This is a genomic window from Caballeronia sordidicola, assembly GCF_000729995.1.
Lineage (GTDB): Bacteria > Pseudomonadota > Gammaproteobacteria > Burkholderiales > Burkholderiaceae > Caballeronia > Caballeronia sordidicola_A.
Genome location: NZ_JNFG01000199.1, coordinates 555194 through 576494 on the forward strand (window position 1 = coordinate 555194; position 21301 = coordinate 576494).

At 58.6% G+C, this 21301-nt stretch carries 20 protein-coding genes; 13 read left to right on the forward strand and 7 right to left on the reverse strand.

Features of this window, described 5'->3' with window-relative positions:
* The 3 genes from FH08_RS0137240 to FH08_RS0137250 all read right to left on the reverse strand — a co-directional run bounded on the left by FH08_RS0137240 (window position 1) and on the right by FH08_RS0137250 (window position 3158).
* Entirely contained in the window at window positions 1-1302 is a 1302-nt protein-coding gene (locus tag FH08_RS0137240; RefSeq protein ID WP_051888812.1) for a Gfo/Idh/MocA family protein, read from the reverse strand.
* A 424-nt stretch (window positions 1303-1726) separates the two neighbouring features.
* Window positions 1727-1936 carry a DUF2945 domain-containing protein gene (locus tag FH08_RS0137245; protein ID WP_031363213.1) on the reverse strand — a complete coding sequence of 70 codons (210 nt, stop codon included), beginning with the start codon at window positions 1934-1936 and terminating at the stop codon, window positions 1727-1729.
* Window positions 1937-2393: 457 nt separating this feature from the next.
* Window positions 2394-3158, reverse strand: a complete 765-nt coding sequence (locus FH08_RS0137250) for a ParA family protein (protein ID WP_031363214.1) — start codon at window positions 3156-3158, stop codon at window positions 2394-2396.
* A 466-nt stretch (window positions 3159-3624) separates the two neighbouring features.
* On the opposite strand from FH08_RS0137250, the gene FH08_RS0137255 reads away from it, so the two are divergent.
* The 8 genes from FH08_RS0137255 (at window position 3625) to FH08_RS0137300 (ending at window position 9658) form a co-directional block, all read left to right on the forward strand.
* Entirely contained in the window at window positions 3625-3921 is a 297-nt protein-coding gene (locus tag FH08_RS0137255; protein ID WP_031363215.1) for a hypothetical protein, read from the forward strand.
* A gap of 604 nt (window positions 3922-4525) precedes the next feature.
* On the forward strand, window positions 4526-4834 hold the full coding sequence (locus FH08_RS0137270; RefSeq protein WP_051888813.1) for a CsbD family protein: 309 nt from the start codon (window positions 4526-4528) through the stop codon (window positions 4832-4834).
* A 131-nt stretch (window positions 4835-4965) separates the two neighbouring features.
* Window positions 4966-5340 carry a phage holin family protein gene (locus FH08_RS0137275; protein WP_031363218.1) on the forward strand — a complete coding sequence of 125 codons (375 nt, stop codon included), beginning with the start codon at window positions 4966-4968 and terminating at the stop codon, window positions 5338-5340.
* A 137-nt stretch (window positions 5341-5477) separates the two neighbouring features.
* The gene (locus tag FH08_RS52755) at window positions 5478-5642 is read left to right on the forward strand and encodes a hypothetical protein (RefSeq protein WP_160172543.1); all 165 of its coding nucleotides are present in this window, start codon (window positions 5478-5480) and stop codon (window positions 5640-5642) included.
* A 235-nt stretch (window positions 5643-5877) separates the two neighbouring features.
* On the forward strand, window positions 5878-6780 hold the full coding sequence (locus FH08_RS0137285) for a YihY/virulence factor BrkB family protein (protein ID WP_031363220.1): 903 nt from the start codon (window positions 5878-5880) through the stop codon (window positions 6778-6780).
* Window positions 6781-7005: 225 nt separating this feature from the next.
* Entirely contained in the window at window positions 7006-7176 is a 171-nt protein-coding gene (locus tag FH08_RS52230; RefSeq protein ID WP_152603013.1) for a hypothetical protein, read from the forward strand.
* Between the two features lie 548 nt (window positions 7177-7724).
* The gene (locus tag FH08_RS0137295; RefSeq protein WP_051888814.1) at window positions 7725-8159 is read left to right on the forward strand and encodes a hypothetical protein; all 435 of its coding nucleotides are present in this window, start codon (window positions 7725-7727) and stop codon (window positions 8157-8159) included.
* Window positions 8156-9658 (forward strand): ATPase domain-containing protein, encoded by a 1503-nt coding sequence (locus tag FH08_RS0137300; RefSeq protein ID WP_051888815.1) that lies wholly within the window; start codon window positions 8156-8158, stop codon window positions 9656-9658. The genes FH08_RS0137295 and FH08_RS0137300 overlap by 4 nt, the downstream gene beginning before the upstream one ends.
* Before the next feature lie 145 nt (window positions 9659-9803).
* Here FH08_RS0137300 and FH08_RS0137305 read toward each other — a convergent pair whose 3' ends face one another.
* A complete protein-coding gene (locus tag FH08_RS0137305; RefSeq protein WP_051888816.1) occupies window positions 9804-11192 on the reverse strand; it encodes a hybrid sensor histidine kinase/response regulator in 1389 nt (462 codons plus the stop codon).
* A gap of 491 nt (window positions 11193-11683) precedes the next feature.
* On the opposite strand from FH08_RS0137305, the gene FH08_RS0137310 reads away from it, so the two are divergent.
* From FH08_RS0137310 to FH08_RS0137320, 3 genes are all read left to right on the forward strand, one after another.
* Window positions 11684-12862, forward strand: coding sequence for a sensor histidine kinase (locus FH08_RS0137310; protein WP_235210623.1), 1179 nt, complete (start codon window positions 11684-11686; stop codon window positions 12860-12862).
* A 183-nt stretch (window positions 12863-13045) separates the two neighbouring features.
* Window positions 13046-13861, forward strand: a complete 816-nt coding sequence (locus tag FH08_RS0137315) for an alpha/beta fold hydrolase (protein ID WP_031363226.1) — start codon at window positions 13046-13048, stop codon at window positions 13859-13861.
* A complete protein-coding gene (locus FH08_RS0137320; RefSeq protein ID WP_031363227.1) occupies window positions 13854-15431 on the forward strand; it encodes an ATP-binding protein in 1578 nt (525 codons plus the stop codon). The genes FH08_RS0137315 and FH08_RS0137320 overlap by 8 nt, the downstream gene beginning before the upstream one ends.
* Window positions 15432-15598: 167 nt before the next feature.
* Here the strand turns inward: FH08_RS0137320 and FH08_RS0137325 are convergent, their stop codons facing one another.
* Window positions 15599-16801, reverse strand: a complete 1203-nt coding sequence (locus tag FH08_RS0137325; RefSeq protein WP_160172544.1) for an MFS transporter — start codon at window positions 16799-16801, stop codon at window positions 15599-15601.
* A gap of 368 nt (window positions 16802-17169) precedes the next feature.
* Between FH08_RS0137325 and FH08_RS0137335 the strand changes: the two genes are divergently transcribed.
* On the forward strand, window positions 17170-18129 hold the full coding sequence (locus FH08_RS0137335) for an MBL fold metallo-hydrolase (RefSeq protein WP_152603025.1): 960 nt from the start codon (window positions 17170-17172) through the stop codon (window positions 18127-18129).
* Window positions 18130-18147: 18 nt separating this feature from the next.
* The gene (locus FH08_RS0137340) at window positions 18148-19188 is read left to right on the forward strand and encodes a CobW family GTP-binding protein (RefSeq protein WP_035568332.1); all 1041 of its coding nucleotides are present in this window, start codon (window positions 18148-18150) and stop codon (window positions 19186-19188) included.
* Window positions 19189-19304: 116 nt separating this feature from the next.
* On the opposite strand, the gene FH08_RS0137345 is transcribed toward FH08_RS0137340, so the two are convergent.
* Together FH08_RS0137345 and FH08_RS0137350 are read right to left on the reverse strand one after the other, a co-directional pair.
* Window positions 19305-19631, reverse strand: a complete 327-nt coding sequence (locus tag FH08_RS0137345; RefSeq protein ID WP_031363231.1) for a 4Fe-4S dicluster domain-containing protein — start codon at window positions 19629-19631, stop codon at window positions 19305-19307.
* Window positions 19628-21274 carry an FAD-dependent oxidoreductase gene (locus tag FH08_RS0137350; RefSeq protein ID WP_031363232.1) on the reverse strand — a complete coding sequence of 549 codons (1647 nt, stop codon included), beginning with the start codon at window positions 21272-21274 and terminating at the stop codon, window positions 19628-19630. The genes FH08_RS0137345 and FH08_RS0137350 overlap by 4 nt, the downstream gene beginning before the upstream one ends.
* Between the last annotated feature and the right edge of the window lie 27 nt (window positions 21275-21301).

Below are 21301 nucleotides of genomic sequence, written 5' to 3' on the forward strand. Positions count from 1 at the left end.
CTAAAACGTTTCCTCCGAAGGCTCCGGCCCGCGCCATACCCCGGTGGGCCTCGCTATCTTCACTGCGGCGCCGGTATGCGCCGACTCGTAGATCGCCTCCATGATTCGCTGGTCCTGCAGGCCTTCTTCGCCCGGCGTGTGGGGTATCGCATTGCTGATCACGCACTGCGACATGTGATCGATCTCGCGCGCGAACTGGTTGTTCGGATCAATCGTGATCTCGGTGACGGCGTTCTTGCCATCGACCAGCGCACCATACCGCAGGCGCAAGCCGTTGTAGCCGAACGCGGGGTCCATCTCGGCCCACCCTTGCGGGCCTTGCAGGCGAAAAAATCGCGATTCGTGCGACCCGTAACTCGCCATGCACGTCGCCGTGAATCCGCTTGGAAAACGCAACACGAAATGCACGGACTCTTCCACCTCTTTGAAGCGCGGATCATCGTCCGGCCTTGTCGTAGTTGCCGTTGCTTCAAACGGTTCTTCACCGCTCAAGAAGCGCGCCGCGTTTAGCGCATACAAGCCGATATCAGGCAACGCGCCACCTCCGGCGAGCGCTTTTTTCAGCCGCCATTGCGACGGGTCGCCTACGTTCTGCGAATTGCCAGCAATAAACTCACGGAGGGGTCCGAGCTTGCCCTGTTGCACCATCTTGACGATCATGCGGTCCATGGGTTCGTACTGGCTTCGGTAAGCGATCATCAGCTTGCGATTCGCCTGACGGCATGCACTGATCATGGCCTGGCAATCGGCCGCGCTGGTCGCCATCGGCTTTTCACAAAGCACATGCTTACCGATCTGCGCTGCACGTACCGTGTACTCCTTGTGCATGCCGTTCGGCAACACGATATACACAACGTGAACACGCGGGTTGTCGGCGAGACGCTCGAAGTTCTGGTAATCGAACACGTCCGTTTCGCGTAAGCCATACTGACGCGCCACCTTGCGGGCTTTATCGCGGTCCCCGGAGACGAGCGCCGCAACGCGCGAATATTTGCATGCCGATAATGCCGGCAAGATCTGATCCATCGACAGCCGCCCAAGCCCGACGATCGCGTAACCCACGCGATCGTCAGGAGAGCTGTTTGGGTCAGGCGTTTCTTCCGCCTGCTCGGTCTTCGGATCTTGAATCAGGGGCAACTTCACGGCATTTTCCGTCGCTGACGCAGGCGCTTCGGCCCACGCACTCCCCGTCGCCACCGCTGCCGCTAGTCCAACCGCGCTGCGTTGCAGGAAAATACGGCGCGTCGGGCCAGGAATGCGGGCGTTGTCAGCGGGAATGTCCTCGGGCTTGATGTTAGGCATTCGGGCACCCCGAGGAGTTGATTTGGGCTTTACTGCAGCACGTGGCGTTCCTTCGCTGTATCGCGACGTCTGCCATTTCCCGACGACACATGACGGTGCTAACGGAAGTCGACATGCTTGCGCGCCGGCACCGCCCCGCCTCTCCCGTATGTTTCAGAGAAGTGTTATTCGTGAGCCTTTCACTTCGTTCAAGGTTGTAGCTGGACGTGTGCTGTTTTGCTTGATCGTATGGCCACCACCTGGCCGCCACCGAACGGACACCGCTGAGGCCGCAAAGCGTCATCCCCGCCGTTGCTGTTTGCATGTAGACCATGGCGGAACTCGCCCCACAGCGCGTGAACGCCCTCAACAGTAAAAGATGCTGCCGCGCATGATAGCCCGCTCGTCCCCAAAAACGGCGTGCGACGAGGCACGCTGTCGGTGGTCAACGAACTTTTTTCAGCGCACTGGCTTTGTGAATGGCCGTTTTACCACTCTGTGAGCTTTTGACTTCGTATTGGGGATTGTCAGGAGACGCCTTCGCAACATGCCCACCCGCCTTTGCCGGACCGGTCACCTTACGCGTGACCTTACCTTCCGTGCCGCCCTGCGATGTTTGCCATTGCACCTTGTCGCCTTTGGAAACCTTGGTCATACCGAACTCCTGAAAAATGCGGTCCGAAAATGGCTCTTCGACGGAAACGACGGAGCCAATTAAGTTGGCGCAATTTTGGTTCCAGCCTTTTGCCGTTTCTGAGTAACCATTAGAACCCCGAATTAATGATGGTAGGACACGGCACCCAATCGGCGCCCGAGTAGTCCGTCTGAGGGGTCTTTGATAACGAAGAAAAGGCGCCAGCGCGTCCAGTCCGAGTTCTCGGACAACGACGACACGGCCGAATTATTTTGCGAGAAACGCTCCTCTTGCCGGCATCGGGGATTTTTCAGCTACAGGATGTCGCGGTGGCTTCACGTCGACGCCATTGGTTATGCGTGAACGAGGCCAATAGCCCGCTGTGTCAACCGCTGGAGCAATCCGAATTCGAGCACCACTATCCCCGAACTGGATCGCCCCGCGAACGGCAGACATTCGCCCGTATCTGCCGCGTCACCTAACCGTTGAGTTCTTGATGCAACGCCAGGTATTCTCGTGCGAGCTTGTGGCGCGGCTCAAGATAAATCATCGGCTTGGCATGCTGATGGCTTTCGCGGATTTTCACCGATTGCGACAGATAGGAACTGAGTACCGGCAGGCCTTCGTTAAGCAATTCCTGCACAAGTTGTTGCGGCAGGCTTGCGCGTGGCTGAAACTGGTTGATCACGATCCCTTCGACGGTCAGTTCGGGATTGTGGTCATGCTGGATCTCCTGAACATTTTCGAGCACCGAATACAGCGCACGGCGCGAAAAATCATCGCAATCGAATGGGATCAGACAGCGTTCGACCGCGACCAGCGCCGAGCGGGTGAAGAAATTGAGGGCGGGGGGCGTATCGATATATACCGCGTCATAGCCGTCGAGACCTTTGAGCGCATCGCGCAGCTTGTAAATTTTATAGCGCGATTCAAGCTTACCTTGCAAGGCCTCGAGATTGGGGTTCGAAGGAATGATGTCGAGGTTTTCAAACGGCGTGCCGTGTATGAACGAGCCGATCTGCGGCTCCCTGAAACTGAAGCTTAAGGTCGCTTCAAAAAAATCGGCCAGACCCGGCTGCGTGTCCCGCGCCTGCCCGCCCAACAAATACTGGCTTGAATTACCCTGCGGATCGAGGTCGATCACCAGCGTGCGCACCCCTTGGGAGGCACTGATTGCGGCAAGATTACAAACGATGGTGGATTTCCCCACCCCACCCTTTTGATTGAATATCACCCGGCGCATTGATTTTTCATCCCTAGCGAAGCACCCCCGGGAGTTTATCTGATCGGCAGCTCCTTTTGGGTCGGTCAGTTCCGATGGTCGAGCGATCCGTCGAACTCCACGCTCCACGCGGACATCAGCGGGGTTGTGAAGGAAGGCATCAAAAGAACCACGTCAGCACGGGAAATGTCGACTGCGCCGGAAACCGCAGCGCCGTCTCAATCAGGCTGTGCTCGCGAATACCACCCTGAAAATTGTCCGCGCGGCGTAAGCAAAAAAGCGGCGCAGCTTATCTCCCTGATGCAGGCGTCTGGCGAAGTGTAGTTCGGTACTGGAACGTCGTTTGCAAGGGCAGTAAAGACGGACCCGACGCCGCGCACGAAGCGCAGGGGTCGAGACCCCAGGTCCCTATTTAGAAGCAGCCAGGGAAGTATAAAAACGACAAGGCGGCGACCCGCCGCTTTCTTCACTTGCAAGGAGAGAAGAGATGGAACCGATGAAACCCATGGAACCCATGAAACCGATGGAGCCCATGCCTGCCATGGAAAAGTGGTGGCCTGATGAATTGGGTCACGCGTCCTCGAGCGGTTCACAAAACGGCGTGCGGTACGCGTTTTTCCCCGATAAACAGCGCTTGCTGATCGAAGAGCACGGCAACCTTAGGACCTACGCCAGTGGCGATCATCAGATCAATGGGGTATCGCAACAGCAGAGCCACGGACACTCGCTGGCTTTCACTAGCCAGTCGGGCATCGTCAACCTCGACGAGTTAGAGCAGGTTTAGTGAATTGCGGCAGGGGTGAGGAACGCGCAGTCGGCATCCGTCTCGCTGCCCATCGAACTGGAGTGGACATGAAAAACCCGTGGACCAAAAAGAATCCGTTTATGAGCATGTGGCTGAGTGGTGCGAATCGAGTTGCCGGATCGGCACGGGGCCAAGCGAGCGCGGCGGCAAAGCGTCAGGCTGTCGATTTCTGGACGTCCGCACTGACGCCGCCCAAGCCCAAGAAGCGAAAGAGTCGGCGTTAGCACGAGGTTGACCTGTAACCGACCCTGGTGATGCTCAGCTTCGCCCTTCCTCCGCCGACGGACGCTCTTGTCCGGGCTTCGATCGGCCACGCGTCGCCACCGTGTCAGCATGGCTTTGCCGATTCGCGAAGCCTCTATGGCGAAGATGCAGACCGCCCCGCCGCTGCAGCAAGCCAGCGACAACATCGACACTCGCCGAGCGCTCCGCTGACCGCATTCCCGCAGTGGGTGCGGGCCGTTCGCGACGCCGAAGCGCACTTCAACTTGGCATTCCGCGCGCTCTGATTCAGCACTTCATGGGCAGGGGTGGCTGGCACGTCCCGTGCGAAGGAGGACAGGGTCACCAACTGGAGGATGTCATGGACACCGACACAGCAGAAGGTACGTTGAAAGAAGCAGCAGGCAAGGTTCAAGACGCATTAGGCGCAGTGGTGGGCGACGCGGCTGACCAGATGTCAGGGAAAGCACGTGAATTAGGTGGCAAGGCGCAGCAACTTTGCGCGGACACCACCAGCCTCATTCGGGACAGCACTGCTGAGAGTCCGTTTGTGGTGTTAGGCATTGTCGCCGCCGTCAGCTTTATAGCCGGCGTGATATGGGCGAACAGTGGAAACGGTTCTTCCCGGACTTATCCACAAGATGCTGGCGCTAACGATCGCGCGTATTAGGCTAACGCCGTCGCAGCTCCGGATTAGGGTCCTATGACCTCTGTTTCAGCGGCCTGGACAAGCGTCTTGCCCATCAGAGTAGGCCGCGCGGAAATCGCCGCATTCACCGTCATGGCGGGAGCATTAGAGAGATGTCGGCGCAATCAAAAATCATGCGATGGCGCAATGTCGGCCGATTCTGCGCTCAAAGAGTCGCCGACTACGGTGAATTGTTTCGCATCGAGCTGGCAGAAACGAAAACGCGATTGCTGCACGAAGTGATTGCGCTGGTCGCGCTGGCGGTGGGCGCTCTATTCACACTGTCCTTCCTTTGCATCGCCATCATTGTGTCCGCCTGGGGGACGCCTTATTTCCTCAGCGTCGTGTGGGGCGTCGCCGCAGCGTGGCTGATTGTGACGATTGTCGCCTTCCTCGTCTTGCGTGTTCAGCGACCTGGCCAATCATTCCAGACCTTGCAACGAGAACTCCGACGCGATGTTGAGTCTGTCAAGGAGGCGATCAAATGACGCGCGGGATACACGAACATAAAGAGGCTGAAGCAATTGTCCTCGCACGCATGGCGGCAACGCGCGCAGAGCTCGTCTCTACCAGCCAGCTCCCGGATAGTGGCGCTGGAGCAAAGCGAACAGCAAGACACGTCGCAATGGATACTGGTCCCGTGTTCTTGCGCACGCCTAACGCAGCGCTGCTCGCCGTAGTGCTTGTTGGATTGGTCATTATTGGACCGAGGCAGGTCCTGGTCATATCGTTTCGAGCGGGCCTGACGGCGTGGATCACGAGAACGGTGCGTGCCCTTGCAGGCGGGTGATCTTAGAACCGTCGGTCGCCAAAAAACGCGTCACGGCGACCGGAAACCAGAGGCACGCGGCTCACAAGCAATTAACCAGAGAATAAAAATGGCTCAAGAAGAAAATCCGAAAGCGCGGGCATCGGCGGTGCTTTAGTCCGCCATAAAGGCTCTCTGTTTCCAGAGCCTCGGTGGCCGTCTGTAGCGAGAGGTGGGACGGAAGGCAACCGCAATTCAGCCGCACAACGGAGGCGTTATGCAACTGATATATGGCAGCACGTTGCGGACCATCGCAGGTCATCCGGCAACGTTCGTGGTGCAAACCTTGAAAGCGTTTCGCGCGAACCAAGGGATGCTGCTCGCAGGTGCGCTCGCGTACTACGCGCTGCTTTCCATCGTCCCGCTACTCATCCTGGTTGTGATTGGGCTATCACATCTAGTCGACCAACGGGTGCTTCTTGATTCGCTGGCGCACCTGCTCGAGTGGCTGGTTCCTGGGCAAGCGAAGGCCATTGTTCGGGAGCTGACGAACTTTCTCGCTCACCGAGCCGTGATCGGTTGGGTACTTCTCTGTACCATGATTTTCTTCAGTTCGTTGGCGTTCACCGTGCTGGAAAACGCGATGTCAGTGATCTTTGTGCATCGGGTGACGATTCGCCGGCGACATTTCCTGATCTCCGCACTGCTCCCCTATTGCTACAGCTTGTCGCTGGGCCTGGGTGTGCTCCTTGTCACGCTCGTTTCCAGTGCTTTGCAGGCCGTCGGCGCCAACAGCATCGACGCATTCGGCTGGCACGTCTCTCTTGTCGGTGCCTCACGTGTATTGCTTTATCTGTTTGGAGTGGCGGGTGAAATTTTTGTGTTGACGTCGATCTATCTCGTGATCCCGGTTGGCCGCCCGACGTTCAGCCACGCTCTGGTCGGCGCAATCGCTGCGGCCTTACTGTGGGAAGCGACGCGTCACGTACTGGTCTGGTACTTTGCAACGCTTTCTCAGGTAAGCGTCGTATACGGATCACTCACAACCGCGATCGTAGTCCTCTTCAGTCTTGAAGCCCTCGCGACGCTCCTGTTATTCGGGGCTCAGTTGATCGCGGAATACGAACGTCTCAGCACGGGCACGAAGGAAGTAGCCCCGAAACCATTCCGAACAGGCTGACAGATCGCCAGAATGGAAGCGGCAGCTCCAAGAGCGGGCGGCCGATGTGTTCGGCGCGGCAAGCGCGCCCTTCAATGAGCCGCATTGATGAGTTGCACCTGGAGCATCCGTTTGCCGGCGCGCGCATGTTGGAACAGGACATTGATGGCACAACCATTGCGACAGACCTCTGGCGACACGCCGCAATCGCGGCACCCTTAGTTACAACCGCCATAGAGGATTTATATGACCGACCCACGCAACGTTGCGCACGACAAGAAGGTCCAGCAAGAGAAAAAGCACCACGGCGAAGAGATAGCGCCCGACGCAGCACACATACCGCAACCGGGGAAAAAGCCGCATCTCAAGGTAGTTGACGACGGCGACGCTTCCCCCGAAGAAGATGACGCGAAGTAAGTAGTCTTCGAAGATCGTGGTCTTAATCGCCGGCAACACACCAATTTTCAAAAGACCCGACTCGAAATTTTTTATCGTTTGTTTCAGGCACCAAGCACTCCTCGTCCACCGGTTTGGTGCCGGGCACGTTGTTTGCGTCCTCAACCGTGCGGCAATCGCACACGTCATTCAATACTTCCCAAAGATGTGTGCCCAAACTTTGCCGCAAAGGCATGTGTGGGTGCCGACCTGTCCCGGTTGACCGCGTTACGCCGGAACGCTCGCGTTGCCCAAACTCTTCCCCTCATTTTCCTTAGAGGGCAAGCCGTGGGTTTCACGTAGGATGACGCCTCTCTCAAGTTCGAGTTTCCGCGGGAATCGAACTTTCGGCCGACGCTTAGCCGTCGGTTTTTTGTAGAGCGCGTCAATTTTTATTGCTCATCGTATTCAGTCTTCGTGCCGCACCTCTTCTGGTTCTGATCCCCGGGCCGGGGACAATTAGAAGAGCGTCTGCCCCCGTTTTATGGCACTTGCCGGTGGGTTACTATGCAGCAAACTACGAGCGACCCATGTCCATCGAAAAACGAGAGGGCCCCCGAATTGTCGCGACTCTTGCGCTGCGTGTCGGACGAAGCACAAATTCAACACAGATCGCTGACGCCGTCGCTCAAATATGGAGCGAGGCTGCGCTCGCGTTATCGCCCATTATTGGCCTGGAAGGCGTCGCCGCGTTGCTTAAACGAAGCCTGTATCTTTCCGGTTCCACCTATGCGTGGCTATCGATCGCGCCCAAAACCGGCAACCAGTCGATCGATTTCGATACGCTGAAATCACTCATCGCGGATCGAACAGCGGAAGAGGCAATGGCCGGCAGTACGGCGCTATTTGCACAGTTTTATGGATTACTGACCAACCTAATCGGCCCTTCTCTCGCCGATCGAATACTCGAATCGGCCTGGGGCGACCTATCAAGCGGCGAGACCGCGCAGGACCACTCGTTATGAATGCCAAAGTGAAAATTAACCGCTTGGCGACCGGTGTTCCGGGACTGGACGAGGTGCTTGGCGGCGGTCTTCCGGAATTCTCTTTTAATTTGGTTGCCGGTCCTCCCGGGTGCGGTAAGACCACGCTCGCGCATCAGATCATGTTCGCTCTCGCGACGCCGGAGCGTCCAGCACTTTATCTGACGGTTCTCGGTGAACCGCCGCTGAAGATGCTGCGCTATCAGCAGCAGTTCGATTTTTTCGATAGCGACGCGATCAATCGCTCAGTGCGCTTTGTCAACTTAGGGGATGACACCCAGGCGGGCAACCTTGAACAGGTGTTGAACCGCATTATCGCGGAAGTCGAAACCTACTCTCCTGCATTGGTGTTCATCGATTCTTTTCGATCGGTTGTGCTTTCGGGCACGGCCCCGACCGATCCGCCGAACGACTTGCAGCAGTTCATGCAACGACTGGGCATGATCATGACCAGCTGGCAGGCAACAACGTTTTTGATTGGTGAATATTTCACCGAGATCGACACTAATCCCGTCTTCACAGTCGCAGACGGTTTGATCTGGCTGCGCCAGAGCGTGCAGCGGAACTCCATGGTTCGCAAATTGGAGATCATGAAGTTGCGCGGTCAAGCGACGCTGCCAGGCTTACATTCGTTTCGCATCACCAATGCCGGCATCAATGTCTTTCCGCCCGCGATTGGTGTTCTTTCAAACGCAAAAGAGCAGGACGGTACAGAGGCTGTCCGTATTCCTATGGGCGTCCCGCGCCTTGACGAGATGTTGGGTGGCGGACTTCCCCGCGGGTATTCACTGCTCGTGGCCGGCCCCTCGGGATCGGGCAAAAGCATTCTCGCGACCGCTTTCCTCGCTGCAGGCGCAAGCCTCGGGGAAACCGGTGTTTTCGCTGCATTCGAACAGCGCCGACACCGGCCGAGAAGCGGGGTGTTGACGGATCTAATCGACTCCGATCGGGTGGGACTGGTGGATGCACGCGCGCCGGACCTTTCCATCGACGAAGTTGTCGTTTTGCTCCGCGCTCAGATTCGTAGACTCAAGGCAACCCGCGTGGTGATTGATTCGCTGTCGGGTTTCGAGCTCTCTTTGGCCCCCACATTCCGTGAGGACTTCCGGGAATCGCTCCTGCAGCTCATTTCGGCGCTTTCCGCCGAGGGGGTGACGGTACTGCTGACGTCGGAATTGGAGGATCGGTATTCCGACCTTCGATTTAGTCCCTACGGTACGGCCTTCCTGACCGATGCAATCATCGTGCAACGTTATATAGAAGTCGGCAGTCGCCTGCGACGTTTGATGGCAGTGGTGAAGGTGCGGGCGAGCAGCCATTCCGACGAGCTGCGCGAGTACACCATCAATGACACCGGAATTTGCATTGGGGAAATGTTGCCCGACCAGGAGGGGCTGCTCGGCGGCCGACCAACACGCAAACACATAGCCGATGATCCCTCACGGAGTGCGGACCGTCACAAGCGGCAAGGCAATTCTTAGGGACACAGGCCGTGACCGAACCTGACGGGAAAGCAGACACTGCGATCGCGGCCGCCATCGAGTTGGCGGACCTGCGCAAGCAGGCGGATGAGGTGCGAGCCGAGCTGTCGAGACTGTGCCGGGGGCCTGGTAAGTTGCTTCGTCATCACTCTTGCGCTCGCCCTTCCGTGATGACCGACGCATTCGGTTCAGCCAACAGGCGTAACAATGCATTTGCGTCGGCTGGTTTGACCAGGTAGCGATCAAAGCCGGCGTCCTTCGCCCGGGTCCGGATGAGGGCGTCTCCATATCCCGACAATGCGATCGCAAACGGCATTTTTTGTCGCCCTTCATTGCGAAGCCGTTGCATGAGTTCGATTCCGTCCATTCCCGGCAAGCCGATGTCGCAAATCAGCATGTCGTAGGCGTTATTCATGGCCATCAAAAAGCCGGTCTCCCCGTCGCTCGCGACGCTTACCGTGTGTCCTTCAAGCTCAAGGAACGTGCTCAGCGCCTCTCTGGCATCCTGGTTGTCTTCGACCAACAGGACGCGTCGATTTCTCGATAACGAAGCTTGTTCTGGCTCGACACGGCTGAGCGGCTGCGCGTGGTCGCAGGCCGGCAGGGTCACGGTAAAAGTACTGCCGAGATTTAATCCGTCGCTGCGGGCTTCGACCGTACCTTCGTGTGCGTGGACGAGATTGCGCACAATATTGAGTCCGATACCCAGCCCGCCTTCTGATCGGGCCAAAAGCCGTGGGCCCTGGGTGAACAGCTCGAAAATCGAAGGCAGAAGTTCAGCTGGAATTCCCACTCCGTTATCTCGGACCGTCACCACGACCTTGCCACCCACAACCGTTGCCGAGAGCCAAATCTCTTTGCAATCCGGTGTAAATCGGGATGCGTTGATCAAAAGGTTCGAAAAGATTTGTGCCAGGCGCACGACGTCGCCATTAACCACAATAGGATCGAGCGGGACGCAAAGCTTCAATGTCTGGTTATGCTCGCTTAAATACGGCTGAACGGTTTCTACCGCCCGGTCGAAGACTTCGACGAGCGAGACCGGTTGAACAAGTAGCGCCACTTTGCCGCTATTTATCCGTGCTGCGTCTAGAAGATCATCAAGTAACCGAGCCATGTGGGCGGCCTGACGACTGATGATTTGCTGAAGCTTGAGCAGTTGAGGCGACGCGCCTGCAATTTTCTCAAGCATCGTCGACGCAGTAGTGATCGGTCCCAATGGATTGCGCAGTTCGTGCGCCAACATTGATAGATATTCCTGCTGTTTCCGATTCATCGCCTCCGCTTCGTCTTGCATAGATTGAGCGTTGAGCGCCGCTAACACCAGGTTTTGATTCGCATCGCGTAGTTGGAGAACCAACTCTTCGAGAGCATTTTTTCCCTTGGCTGCTTCACGCAGTGCCGTTAGCTCCTCGACGAGCGCGCTCATTTGCAGGCGCAACTGTTGAACAGGCAGGTTGGCCGGGAAAGTGATTTCACTCACCTGGTTCGGTGGCTTTGAGCGAGCCCCGTTTCCGTCTTTTCCTTTAAACATGAGCCGCACCACAGGATGCTCCCGCTTTCCTAGCTGGCAAATAAGGCGCACCTGCCCACGATTGTGGGCATTTACAAATCAAGCGGACCCCATCAATCTCCGCAAACATTCGGCGCCCGGTTTCATCGCAGCCGCAGTCGCAGTAGGAGGTGGGAGTTAACAGCAGAATGTTCCAAAGCGAAACTTTGTCGCTCATACGCAACCCCACGCGGCGTTCGGTGTTTGTTTGGCTCGCCTGTGACACACCCACGTTGCAATCACTTCAGCGATTTCTCGATGGAAAGCCGGACTGCGGATAGCATGGTCGTCACATAGTTGCTTTTTAGGGCGCTGGAGAATATCGGTTCCTCAGCGCAACCTCTTCCTCACGCAATACCTGGGCCACCTGCTTAACATCAGGAGGTCAGACGCGGCAGAAGTCGAGCCATAATTGCTTCAGTAATTTTTTCGGACTGGAAGGAAGCTCGGCGGATGTGACGCGCATGTCTACAATGTCGACTATCGCTGGTTTAGCGTCGATGACACCTAGTATTCCGGGAGCTGAGATGGAGCTGCATCGTTTTATCCAGGAAGACATGGAAGCCATTTTGGCCGAGTGGGATGCATTCGCGCGGTCCATCGCTCCGTCGGGAGAAATGTCACACCACGCACTCAGGGACCACGCGAAGCAAATCTTGCATGCGATCGCCGTTGACATTGGCACCTATCAAAGCTCGCAAGATCAGATTGAAAAATCACAAGGACTCGCCCTCGACCCGGACGTGGACAGCACGGCGGCATCGATTCACGGTGCGCTGCGGCAAGAAAACAATTTCTCGTTGATGCAACTCAGCGCCGAATTCCGCGCGTTGAGAGCGACGGTGCTGCGCCTCTGGCTGCCGCAAGTGGAGACGATGTCGCCCTCGACTGTCAATTCGATGATCCGCTTTAATGAGGCGATTGATCAAGCGCTTTCCGAATCTATTGCAGCGTACAGCGAAAGCGCCGACCAAACGCGCGAACTGTTTCTCGCTATCCTGGGGCACGACCTGCGAGCGCCGCTCGCGACGATCACGACGTCGGGCGAGTTGCTCGCCCGACCGCAGCTCCAGATCGCAAAGATTCCGGATATAGGAGCACGCATAGGGCGCAGCGCCAGATTGATGAGTAGCATGGTGGACGACCTTATTGGCTTCACCCGCACGAAGCTCGGGGTAGGCATACCGACTATTTTTGAAGCTGTCGACCTTCAGAGCGCGTGTCAATTGGCCGCCGACGACGCCAGCGCCTTGCATCCGGCTACCCGCTTCGAACTAACGACAAGCGGTTCACTGACTGGCTCGTTTGACAGCGTTCGCGTAACCCAGCTACTTACTAATCTTTTGAAGAACGCGGCTCAATACGGCGAGAAAGGTCGATCGGTCGAAATGAACGTCACTGGCTACGTAGATACCGTAGTGGTTAAAGTCAGAAACCACGGATTAGCCATTCCCGAAGATTCTTTGCAATCCATTTTTCAGCCGCTTGTCCAACTGTCGGCGGCAGGAGACGATGACCCGCGTCCAAGGACAAGCCTCGGTTTAGGCCTATACGTAGCCCGTGAGACGGCGCTGGCGCATGGCGGCTCCATCTCGGTGGAATCGGACGAGACTGACGGCACCACGTTCACCGTATGTCTGCCAAAAAATTGACAAGACAGCGATGCGTTGCCCGCCATCGCCGCGTCGCGTTTCGCGACCTTATAGACATCAGGTGAGCGATGACGACGACCTGCGAATTTTGAGGCGGGATGGCAAAGGCGAACCTCATGCATGGGTGCTGGCAAAATAGATATCTATAAAGCGACGTTCGGTAAATCATACGGGATCTGAATCATGAGCATTCAAGAACGGAACAATGTTCACTCTAGCGGCGCGGGTTCCCCGACGATCGTTTTTGCCCATGGGTTCGGCTGTGATCAGACCATGTGGCGGTATCTGCACCCGGACTTTGCCAACCGGCACAAAACCGTTCTGTTCGACCTGGTCGGAAGCGGCCAGTCGGACCTTTCCGCCTATGACTACGCCAAGTATGGATCGCTGCACGGATATGCTGCGGACTTGCTCGAGATCCTGGATGAGTTTGCGAGTGGACCGGTCATTTATGTGGGCCATTCTGTCAGTGCGATGATCGGTATGCTCGCGGCGATTGAAGCCCCGGAGCGTTTCGTCGCCAACGTCATGGTCGGACCTTCGCCCTCGTTCATCAATGATGGCGAGTATGTTGGCGGATTCACTCGCAGCGACATAGATGGCCTGCTCGAAACTCTGGAAAGCAATTACCTCGGATGGTCGAGCACCATGGCGCCTGTCATCATGGGGTCGCCGGATCAACCCGAGCTTAGCGTGGAGCTGACCAACAGCTTTTGCCGCACGGATCCCGAGATCGCCAAGCACTTCGCAAGAGTCACTTTTCTTGCGGACCATCGCGCCGACCTGGCGCGAGTCACCACGCCCACGCTGATCTTGCAATCGAGCGACGACTTGCTGGCGCCGCTCGGCGTCGGTGAGTACATGTTGGCCCACATACCAGGCAGCACGCTCAGCGTTGTGGATAACGTCGGACATTGCCCGCACCTGAGCGCGCCCTGCGCCAGCGTCGACGCGACCAAAGCATTCCTGCGCCAACTGGGTCTCACCGACCATGGATAGCGAACAGAGGCCGCTTTCTTCGATAGATGAGGCTTTCGAGAGAGCGCCATGCGGTCTGCTTGCGACCACTGTTGACGGCATGATCGTGCGGGTCAATTCGACGTTTTGCGGGTGGGTTGGATATCAGGCGCAAGAGCTACTGGAAAAGCGCCGGATCCAGGATCTGCTGACGATCGGCGGCAAGGTTTTCCACCAGACACATTGGGCGCCACTGCTGCAGATGCAGCGGTCAGTGGCGGAAGTGAAGGTGGATATGATTCATCGGGACGGGCAAAAAGTGCCGATGTTGATCAATGCCGCCCGACGTCGGCACGGTGACGTTGAGTACAACGAATTCGCAGTGCTAGTGGTCATTGACCGGCACCAGTACGAGCGTGAATTGCTTCGGGCCCGCGAAAAAGCGGAAGTCGCACTCGAGGAAAAACGAGTGGCCGAGGAGGCATTGCGTGAGGCCGATCGACGTAAGGACGCCTTCATGGCTACCCTCGCGCACGAGCTTAGAAACCCTCTCGCCCCTATGCGAAACGTGGTCGATCTATTACGCCTCAAGAATTTCGCAGACCCGCAACTACTGTGGGCTCGTGACGTACTCGATCGTCAAATGGTCCAGATGACGCATTTGGTCGACGGCCTGCTGGAGGTATCCCGGATTTCGGAGGGAAAAATTACGCTGCGCAGGGAAAGCCTCGATCTGGCTACCGCCTTGAAATACGCGGCCGAGGCGTGTCAATCGATTGTCGCCGCTGCGTCCCACACGTTGACAGTAGAACTGCCCCACCAGCCCGTTTTCATCAACGCGGATCCAACACGCTTTTCCCAGATCGTTCAGAACCTGCTGAACAATGCCGCGAAGTACACCCCCGACGGCGGGGCTATTTGGCTAACAGGCCGCCGTGAGGGAGAGCAGGCCGTGATCTCGGTCCGCGACAATGGCATCGGCATCGCAACCGAACACTTGCCTTCGTTGTTCGAGATGTTTTCGCAGCTTGGCGCGGGTCTTGAGCGCTCTCAAGGAGGACTCGGAATCGGCCTATCCCTGGTTCGCACCCTGACAGAGTTGCACGGTGGGTCAGTGTCGGCCCATAGCGGGGGCGCTGGTTTGGGCAGCGAGTTTATCGTTCGCTTACCCCTTTCGAACGAGCCAAACGCAACAGCGGCATCTCATGTACCCGATCCACCGGCTCGCAACGCGACGCGGCATCGCGTGTTGATCGTCGATGACAACGAGGATGCGGCCGAGAGTCTGGCAATGTTGCTGCAAGCGGAGGGCTACGACGCTCGTACAGCCTCGGATGGAAAGACGGGGGTACGCATAGCTGATGAGTTTGCCGCGGAGGCGATCATCCTGGACATCGGGCTTCCGGACATGACTGGATATGAGGTTGCGCAGGCTGTCCGGCAAAGTCAATCGGGAAAATCGGCCCTGGTGATTGCGCTGACCGGCTGGGGCCAGAAGCAAGACAAGCAAGATGCCGAGCTGGCAGGATGCGATTTTCATTTCACCAAGCCGGTCGATTTGGGACGGCTTCTTGCGATTCTTGCTGGTGGCAGCGTAGACCCGGCAGCTTGACGTTTTCATAGCCCGTCGTTGTTCATTCGTTCGCTCTTGCGCAACAGGGTTCAAATCAGGGCAACCAGTGCGCTTGCCGGCTGATCTTCTTCCCCGGTCGATGCCGTCGTCTTTTGACCGATGAATCTCTGTCGGATGCCGATGGGCGAGACCTGTCTGGAACCTGTCTAACGACGACGCACTATCGCCGCAATCAAGCCGAGGCTAATCAGACCACATCCTCCTAGAGCGCCAAGCGCACCTAAAGGCCCTAATGGGCGAGACAGCGCGCCGGCGATCACCGTTCCAAGCGGCCAAGTCCCAATGCAGACGGTGACCAATCCCATCATGCGACTGCGCAAGCGTTCGGGCGCTGCGTCAATGACGATTGTCGTCTGGAAGATGTTATAGAGCGCACTACCGAATCCCCCGACGAACAGTACACCCAGCACGGGCACGAACGGATGCTCCGACCGCCCAACGAACGACGCGAGACCCAGCGCCAGAAAAAAGCCGGCGGCGCCGGCAGCGAGCCAAAAAGTGGGGCGTCCGCGCGGTGTCCGAACAGCGATCACCAAGCCCGCGACGAGGGATCCCGCGGGCTCTGCGGAGGCCAGCACCCCAACCATCGCTGACGACACGTGGAACACCTGCAAACCAAGAGGCGTTACGAGTGCGCCGTAGCTGTATCCAAAAAGGTTGGTGACGACCGTGATCCCGAGGAGGATCGCAAGGGTTCGACTTGCGCGGGCGAAAGCGATGGCGTCCAGAAGATCTGTCAGTGCGCGCCGCATCTTCAACCGCTGGATCGTTGGCTGGAGCGAGGGGACCCGCGAGACGACAACGGAAGCACCTAAACTACAGACGGCGGATATAAGAAATGCGCCTGGCAGGCCCAAGCTTTGATACGCGACCCCGCCCAATATTGGCCCTGCGCATCGCGTCGCATAGTTCGTCATGCTGTCCACTGCAACCGCGCGCGGCCGTGCCTCATCGCCTGCGCATTCCGAAATCATTCTCCGTCGCGCCGGCATTTCTGTCGCGTACACGAGTCCGCTGATGAGACCGGCGATGCCCAGATGCCATGGTTGGAGGACACCGCACAGGCCGAGTGCACTGACCAGGACGGAAGTCATTCCTGTCAGGACCAGCCCGCCGACTACGATGCGCTTGCGATTCACCGCCTCCGATAACACGCCAATGAACGCACCCGTCAACAGCAGCGGAAAACTTCGCGCTGCCGAGACGATTGCTACCGCAAGCCCGGAGCCGGTCGCCTGAAATGTGAAGAGGCCGGCGGCCAGCACCTCGAGCCAAAGCATTGCGTTTGCGACGCCCCCGGCAATCCAGAGTTCCCTGAAGCCGGATGCCGCGAAGAGCCGCGTTGTCACAGATCGATCCATAATCCTGCCTTAATGCGAGTCAGCGACGCGAATCGCCGCAATGCATGTCGTTGGTCACGCGTCAGCAGTCCAACCAGCGTCATTGTTTATCGCTGGACGCCCTGATCATCCGGCTGGTCGCACCAGGACCCGCACCCACACCCGCGGCGAGTGCCTTAAGTCGTCTCAACCTGCCGACATGGTTTCTTTCCAAAAGCGGCGTGCGCCCGGAAAATGCCCAGCATAGTTATGAAATCACTAAAATCCAATCGTTTTTGAGCTCGGTTACGCAGAACGTTCGAGCGAACTCCATCCAAAATATGAGGAGAAACAGACCCATGAGTGATCAGCCGTTCGGACGCTCCCGTCGTGATTTCATGCGGATTGCCGTTACAGCAGGCACCACCGCAGCGCTGCCGTGGATGCAAGACGCCCGCGCGCAGTCACCCGCCAGCTCCGCAACCACTGCAACCGCCGCGGGACATTCGGCAAAGGGCACACACCTGATCCTGCTCGGCACCAAGGGCGGCCCGACGCCGTCTGAGCTGCGCGCGGCGCCGGCCAACGTGCTGATCGTCGACGGTCAGCCCTACGTGGTCGATTGCGGCAACGGCGTCGCGCTGCAGTTGACCAAAGCGGGCATCAAGCTGCCGGGCATCCGTGACATCTTCCTGACCCACCATCATTCGGACCACAACGCCGACCTCGGCAACCTCGTGTTCCTCGCCTGGGCCACCGGCCTGCACACGCCCGTCAACCTGTACGGCCCGCCGCGCATGACAAAGATGATCGACGATTTTGTTGACATGAACGCGATCGACCTCGACGTGCGAATGCGCGAAGAAGGCCGCCCGCCGTTCCGGCCACTGATCAACATTCACGAATTCGACGGCCCGCGTCTCGTGATGGAAGATGACCGCGTGCGTGTCACTTCGATGCTGGTCGACCACTACACGATCAAGCCGGCATTCGCTTACCGCTTCGAAACCCAGGACCGCACCGTTGTGTTCTCCGGTGACACGGCTTACTACCCGCCGCTTGCCGAGTTCGCGAAAGGCGCTGACGTACTGGTGCATGAAGTGATGTACCTGCCCGCACTTGAAAAACTGATGAAGAGCGTCGACAACGCGCCGACGCTGCTCGATCACCTCATGAAGAGCCACAGCACCACGGAGCAGGTCGGCAAGATCGCTGCGGCGGCTGGCGTCAAGACGCTGGTGTTGAGTCATTTCGTGCCGGGCGGCGATCCCGCGATCACCGACGAGATGTGGGCCGCCGATGCGCGCAAGCATTTCGACGGAGAGATCATTGTCGGTCACGACCTGCAGGTTATCTGAGTGTCAGGACAAGCCACCATGCAATCCGCTGCCATTCCCCTGACCTTGCTAACGGGCTTTCTCGGTTCGGGCAAGACCACGTTGCTTAATCGCCTGCTGCCGCAACCGGCGCTGGGCCGCTGTGCGGTGGTGATCAACGAACTGGGCGCGATTGGTCTCGATCATCTGTTCATCAGCACCTCGCGCGACGAAACCGTCGCGATGCTGGAAAACGGCTGCCTGTGTTGCGGCGTGCGCGATGAACTGGCTACGACCGTGGCCGATCTGCTGGAGCGCCGCACGCGTGGCGAGATTCCCGCCTTCGAGCGGATTTTGATCGAGACCACGGGGCTTGCGCGACCCGGTCCGGTGATCTCATTGCTGCTTGGTGACACGGCGCTTGAAGGTCGTTTGCAACTCGATGGCATCGTGACGACCGTCGATGCAAAACATGGCGTCGCGCAACTCGCCCGGCACGAGGAATCGCGCCAGCAGGCGGCAGTCGCGGACCGGCTGTTGCTGACCAAGGCTGAACTGGTCGACGCACCCGCGCTTGCCGACCTCGAAGCCGCGCTTGAGGCGCTCAATCCGGGTGCGCCACGCATCCCTGTGCGCAACGGCGAGATTGACGCGCAACAGCTGCTCGACATCCTGACACCGCGTGCCTTGCGGCCCTGGTTGCGCACCGAGCCTTTGCCCCGCAAGCGGCTGATGCGAAGCGCGACGGCGTCACGCACGGCCCATCCGGACATCGACAGCTTCTGCCTGACTTACTCGCAACCATTACCGATGCAGGCATTCGAAACTGCGCTGACCGTACTGCTCGGCTATCACGGCGAACGCATCCTGCGGGTTAAGGGGATCGGCAATTTCATCGGCGAATCGCGGCCTGTGGTCTTCCATGGCGTGCAGCAGTTGCTGCATGAGCCGTTGCGGCTCGAAGCGTGGCCCGACGACGATCACACAACCCGGCTCGTGTTCATCGTGCAGGGGCTCGCCAGGTCGGTGATCGAGGAAACGATCACGCATTTTCTGCTCGAAGCAGGGGTGGGCGAACTGGCGGGAGGCGATGAACCGTAACACCAGCGTAGGAAAATCTAGCGAACTCGACGATTACCCGCTCGGGTCCGTTTTCGGCCACGACTGTCAACTACTCGACGGAAATCGATCCGCACGTCTGCCTGCTTACGACGCATTCAGCGCGCCCGGATCAGCAGTTCATAACTCGCGTCCTGATCCGCAGTGGACCGCTCACCGCGTGCCCAGCCAACCGCGCTGCGATAAGCGCCCAATGTCACCGGATCGGCCAAAACACTTTCCTGCGACCGGACCCTGTCGGCGAGTGGCGCGACAAAAAGCGCGTCCTCGGGGCAATACAATTCGCACATGAAGCAGGTCTGGCAATCGTCCTGCCGGGCAATCACCGGAATTGCGTTCGGCACCGCGTCAAACACGTTGGTCGGGCACGCTGTGACGCAGATATTGCATCCCGTACAGCGCGCGGCACTGACGATTTCGATCATGCGGCCGCCGCGATGGAGACGTCCTCACCTTGCGGATAAGGCACGGCAAGCCGCCGCACCCACACCTCATCCAGCCCGCCGCTCACCAGCCGGTGGCGTTGATGCGGATCGAGGGATCCATGTTCGCGCCTGCGATGCATGCCGCGCGTCTCGGTGCGCTGCAGCGCGCTCCGATACATCCAGCGCGACGTCGCCAGCATAGCGGCCGCCTCACGGGCGCGCACGGCCTCCTGGGCAGTCCGCGCCGGTGCGCAGTGTCTGAGCCTCGCCCAGAGGCTGTCGAGGCGCTGCAACGAGTCTTCGAGCAGGTCGGCACTTCGTGTCCAGTTGCGTTCATACGGAAAGACCTCGGCCTGCACGGCGCGGATAACCTCGGCGCTATCGTATGAGGCGCTTGCGCTATCCGTGTGCAGACCAACTCCGCCTGCGCGCGTCAGGACGCGCCGCGCCGTGGCGCCGGCGTCCCTCGAATGATCCGCCGCACCCGCGCCCGCCCAGAACCCCGACGACATCGCCCAGGCGGCATTGTGGCTACCGCCTCCCGTGAAGCCGCCGCAAATCAATTCGCGGGTGGCTGCATCGCCCGCAGCGTAGAGACCCTCGACCGACGTCGCGCAGCTTTCATCGACCACATGCAGCCCACCCGTGCCGCGCACGGTGCCTTCGAGGCGCAAGGTCACGGGGAAGGGTTGTTCAAATGGATCGATACCCTGACGATCGAACGGCAGGAAGAAATTGGGCTGGGCCGTACGCATCCATTGGCGAATCTCGCTGTCGGCACGATCGAGGCGGGCGTACACCGGCTGCGTCTGCAAGGTATGAGCGATGATGCCCCTGCCGCGAGCCGAACCTGCACCCTCGATCACGGAGCCATCCTCGTAGTAGAAAGTTGCCCAGGTGTAGAAAAGCGACTTCGTCACCGAGGAGAATGCGGGCCCCAGTCCATAAGCGTTCGAAAACTCCATGCCGGACAGTTCCGCGCCTGCTTCGGCAGCCATCAACTGGCCATCACCCGTGAGCACGTTGCACCCGAGCGCGCGGCTGAGGAACGCGCATCCGCCTGTCGCAATCACGACCGCTTGCGAACGCACGAGCCAGGTGTCGCCCGTCTGCCGGTGCACGCCGGCAGCACCGGCGACCACGCCATGTTCATCGGTCAGCAACTCGAGCGCAGGGCTGTGATCGAGGATCCGAGCGCCGGATTGTTTGACCCGCTTGCGCATGAGCCGCATGTATTCGGGGCCCTGCAGCGAGTCGCGATGCTCGGTCCCGTTAGCATCGACCGGAAACGGATAGCCCCATTCCGCCAGACGTTCTGCATTGATCCAGGTCTGCTCGAGCACACGATCCATCCACGCGTGTTCGGCCAGTTCACCGCCGAGTGCGAACCGGCTCGCCTTGGCTTTCTCGCGCGACTGAACGTCCGGCGGAACGTGCCATAGCGCCGTGCCTGCGGGTGCTGTCGCACCCGATGTTCCGCAGAAACCTTTGTCTACCAGCAACACCTTCGCGCCTTTGGCCGAGGCGCTGATCGCAGCCCATGCACCCGCCGGACCGCCCCCTATGACCAGCACGTCCACCTCATGCTGCCCTGCCCCTTCCGCACTCGACACGACTTGTTTGCCTGAATCGATGTTGCTCATTGCGTCTCTCGCTTCTGATCTGAAATC

Coding starts and splice junctions, on each gene's coding strand:
- FH08_RS0137240 (WP_051888812.1), bottom strand. CDS start 1,302: ATGCCTAACATCAAGCCCGAGGACATTCCCGCTGACAACGCCCGCATT.
- FH08_RS0137245 (WP_031363213.1), bottom strand. CDS start 1,936: ATGACCAAGGTTTCCAAAGGCGACAAGGTGCAATGGCAAACATCGCAG.
- FH08_RS0137250 (WP_031363214.1), bottom strand. CDS start 3,158: ATGCGCCGGGTGATATTCAATCAAAAGGGTGGGGTGGGGAAATCCACC.
- FH08_RS0137255 (WP_031363215.1), top strand. CDS start 3,625: ATGGAACCGATGAAACCCATGGAACCCATGAAACCGATGGAGCCCATG.
- FH08_RS0137270 (WP_051888813.1), top strand. CDS start 4,526: ATGGACACCGACACAGCAGAAGGTACGTTGAAAGAAGCAGCAGGCAAG.
- FH08_RS0137275 (WP_031363218.1), top strand. CDS start 4,966: ATGTCGGCGCAATCAAAAATCATGCGATGGCGCAATGTCGGCCGATTC.
- FH08_RS52755 (WP_160172543.1), top strand. CDS start 5,478: ATGGATACTGGTCCCGTGTTCTTGCGCACGCCTAACGCAGCGCTGCTC.
- FH08_RS0137285 (WP_031363220.1), top strand. CDS start 5,878: ATGCAACTGATATATGGCAGCACGTTGCGGACCATCGCAGGTCATCCG.
- FH08_RS52230 (WP_152603013.1), top strand. CDS start 7,006: ATGACCGACCCACGCAACGTTGCGCACGACAAGAAGGTCCAGCAAGAG.
- FH08_RS0137295 (WP_051888814.1), top strand. CDS start 7,725: ATGTCCATCGAAAAACGAGAGGGCCCCCGAATTGTCGCGACTCTTGCG.
- FH08_RS0137300 (WP_051888815.1), top strand. CDS start 8,156: ATGAATGCCAAAGTGAAAATTAACCGCTTGGCGACCGGTGTTCCGGGA.
- FH08_RS0137305 (WP_051888816.1), bottom strand. CDS start 11,192: ATGTTTAAAGGAAAAGACGGAAACGGGGCTCGCTCAAAGCCACCGAAC.
- FH08_RS0137310 (WP_235210623.1), top strand. CDS start 11,684: ATGTCGACTATCGCTGGTTTAGCGTCGATGACACCTAGTATTCCGGGA.
- FH08_RS0137315 (WP_031363226.1), top strand. CDS start 13,046: ATGAGCATTCAAGAACGGAACAATGTTCACTCTAGCGGCGCGGGTTCC.
- FH08_RS0137320 (WP_031363227.1), top strand. CDS start 13,854: ATGGATAGCGAACAGAGGCCGCTTTCTTCGATAGATGAGGCTTTCGAG.
- FH08_RS0137335 (WP_152603025.1), top strand. CDS start 17,170: ATGCGGATTGCCGTTACAGCAGGCACCACCGCAGCGCTGCCGTGGATG.
- FH08_RS0137340 (WP_035568332.1), top strand. CDS start 18,148: ATGCAATCCGCTGCCATTCCCCTGACCTTGCTAACGGGCTTTCTCGGT.
- FH08_RS0137345 (WP_031363231.1), bottom strand. CDS start 19,631: ATGATCGAAATCGTCAGTGCCGCGCGCTGTACGGGATGCAATATCTGC.
- FH08_RS0137350 (WP_031363232.1), bottom strand. CDS start 21,274: ATGAGCAACATCGATTCAGGCAAACAAGTCGTGTCGAGTGCGGAAGGG.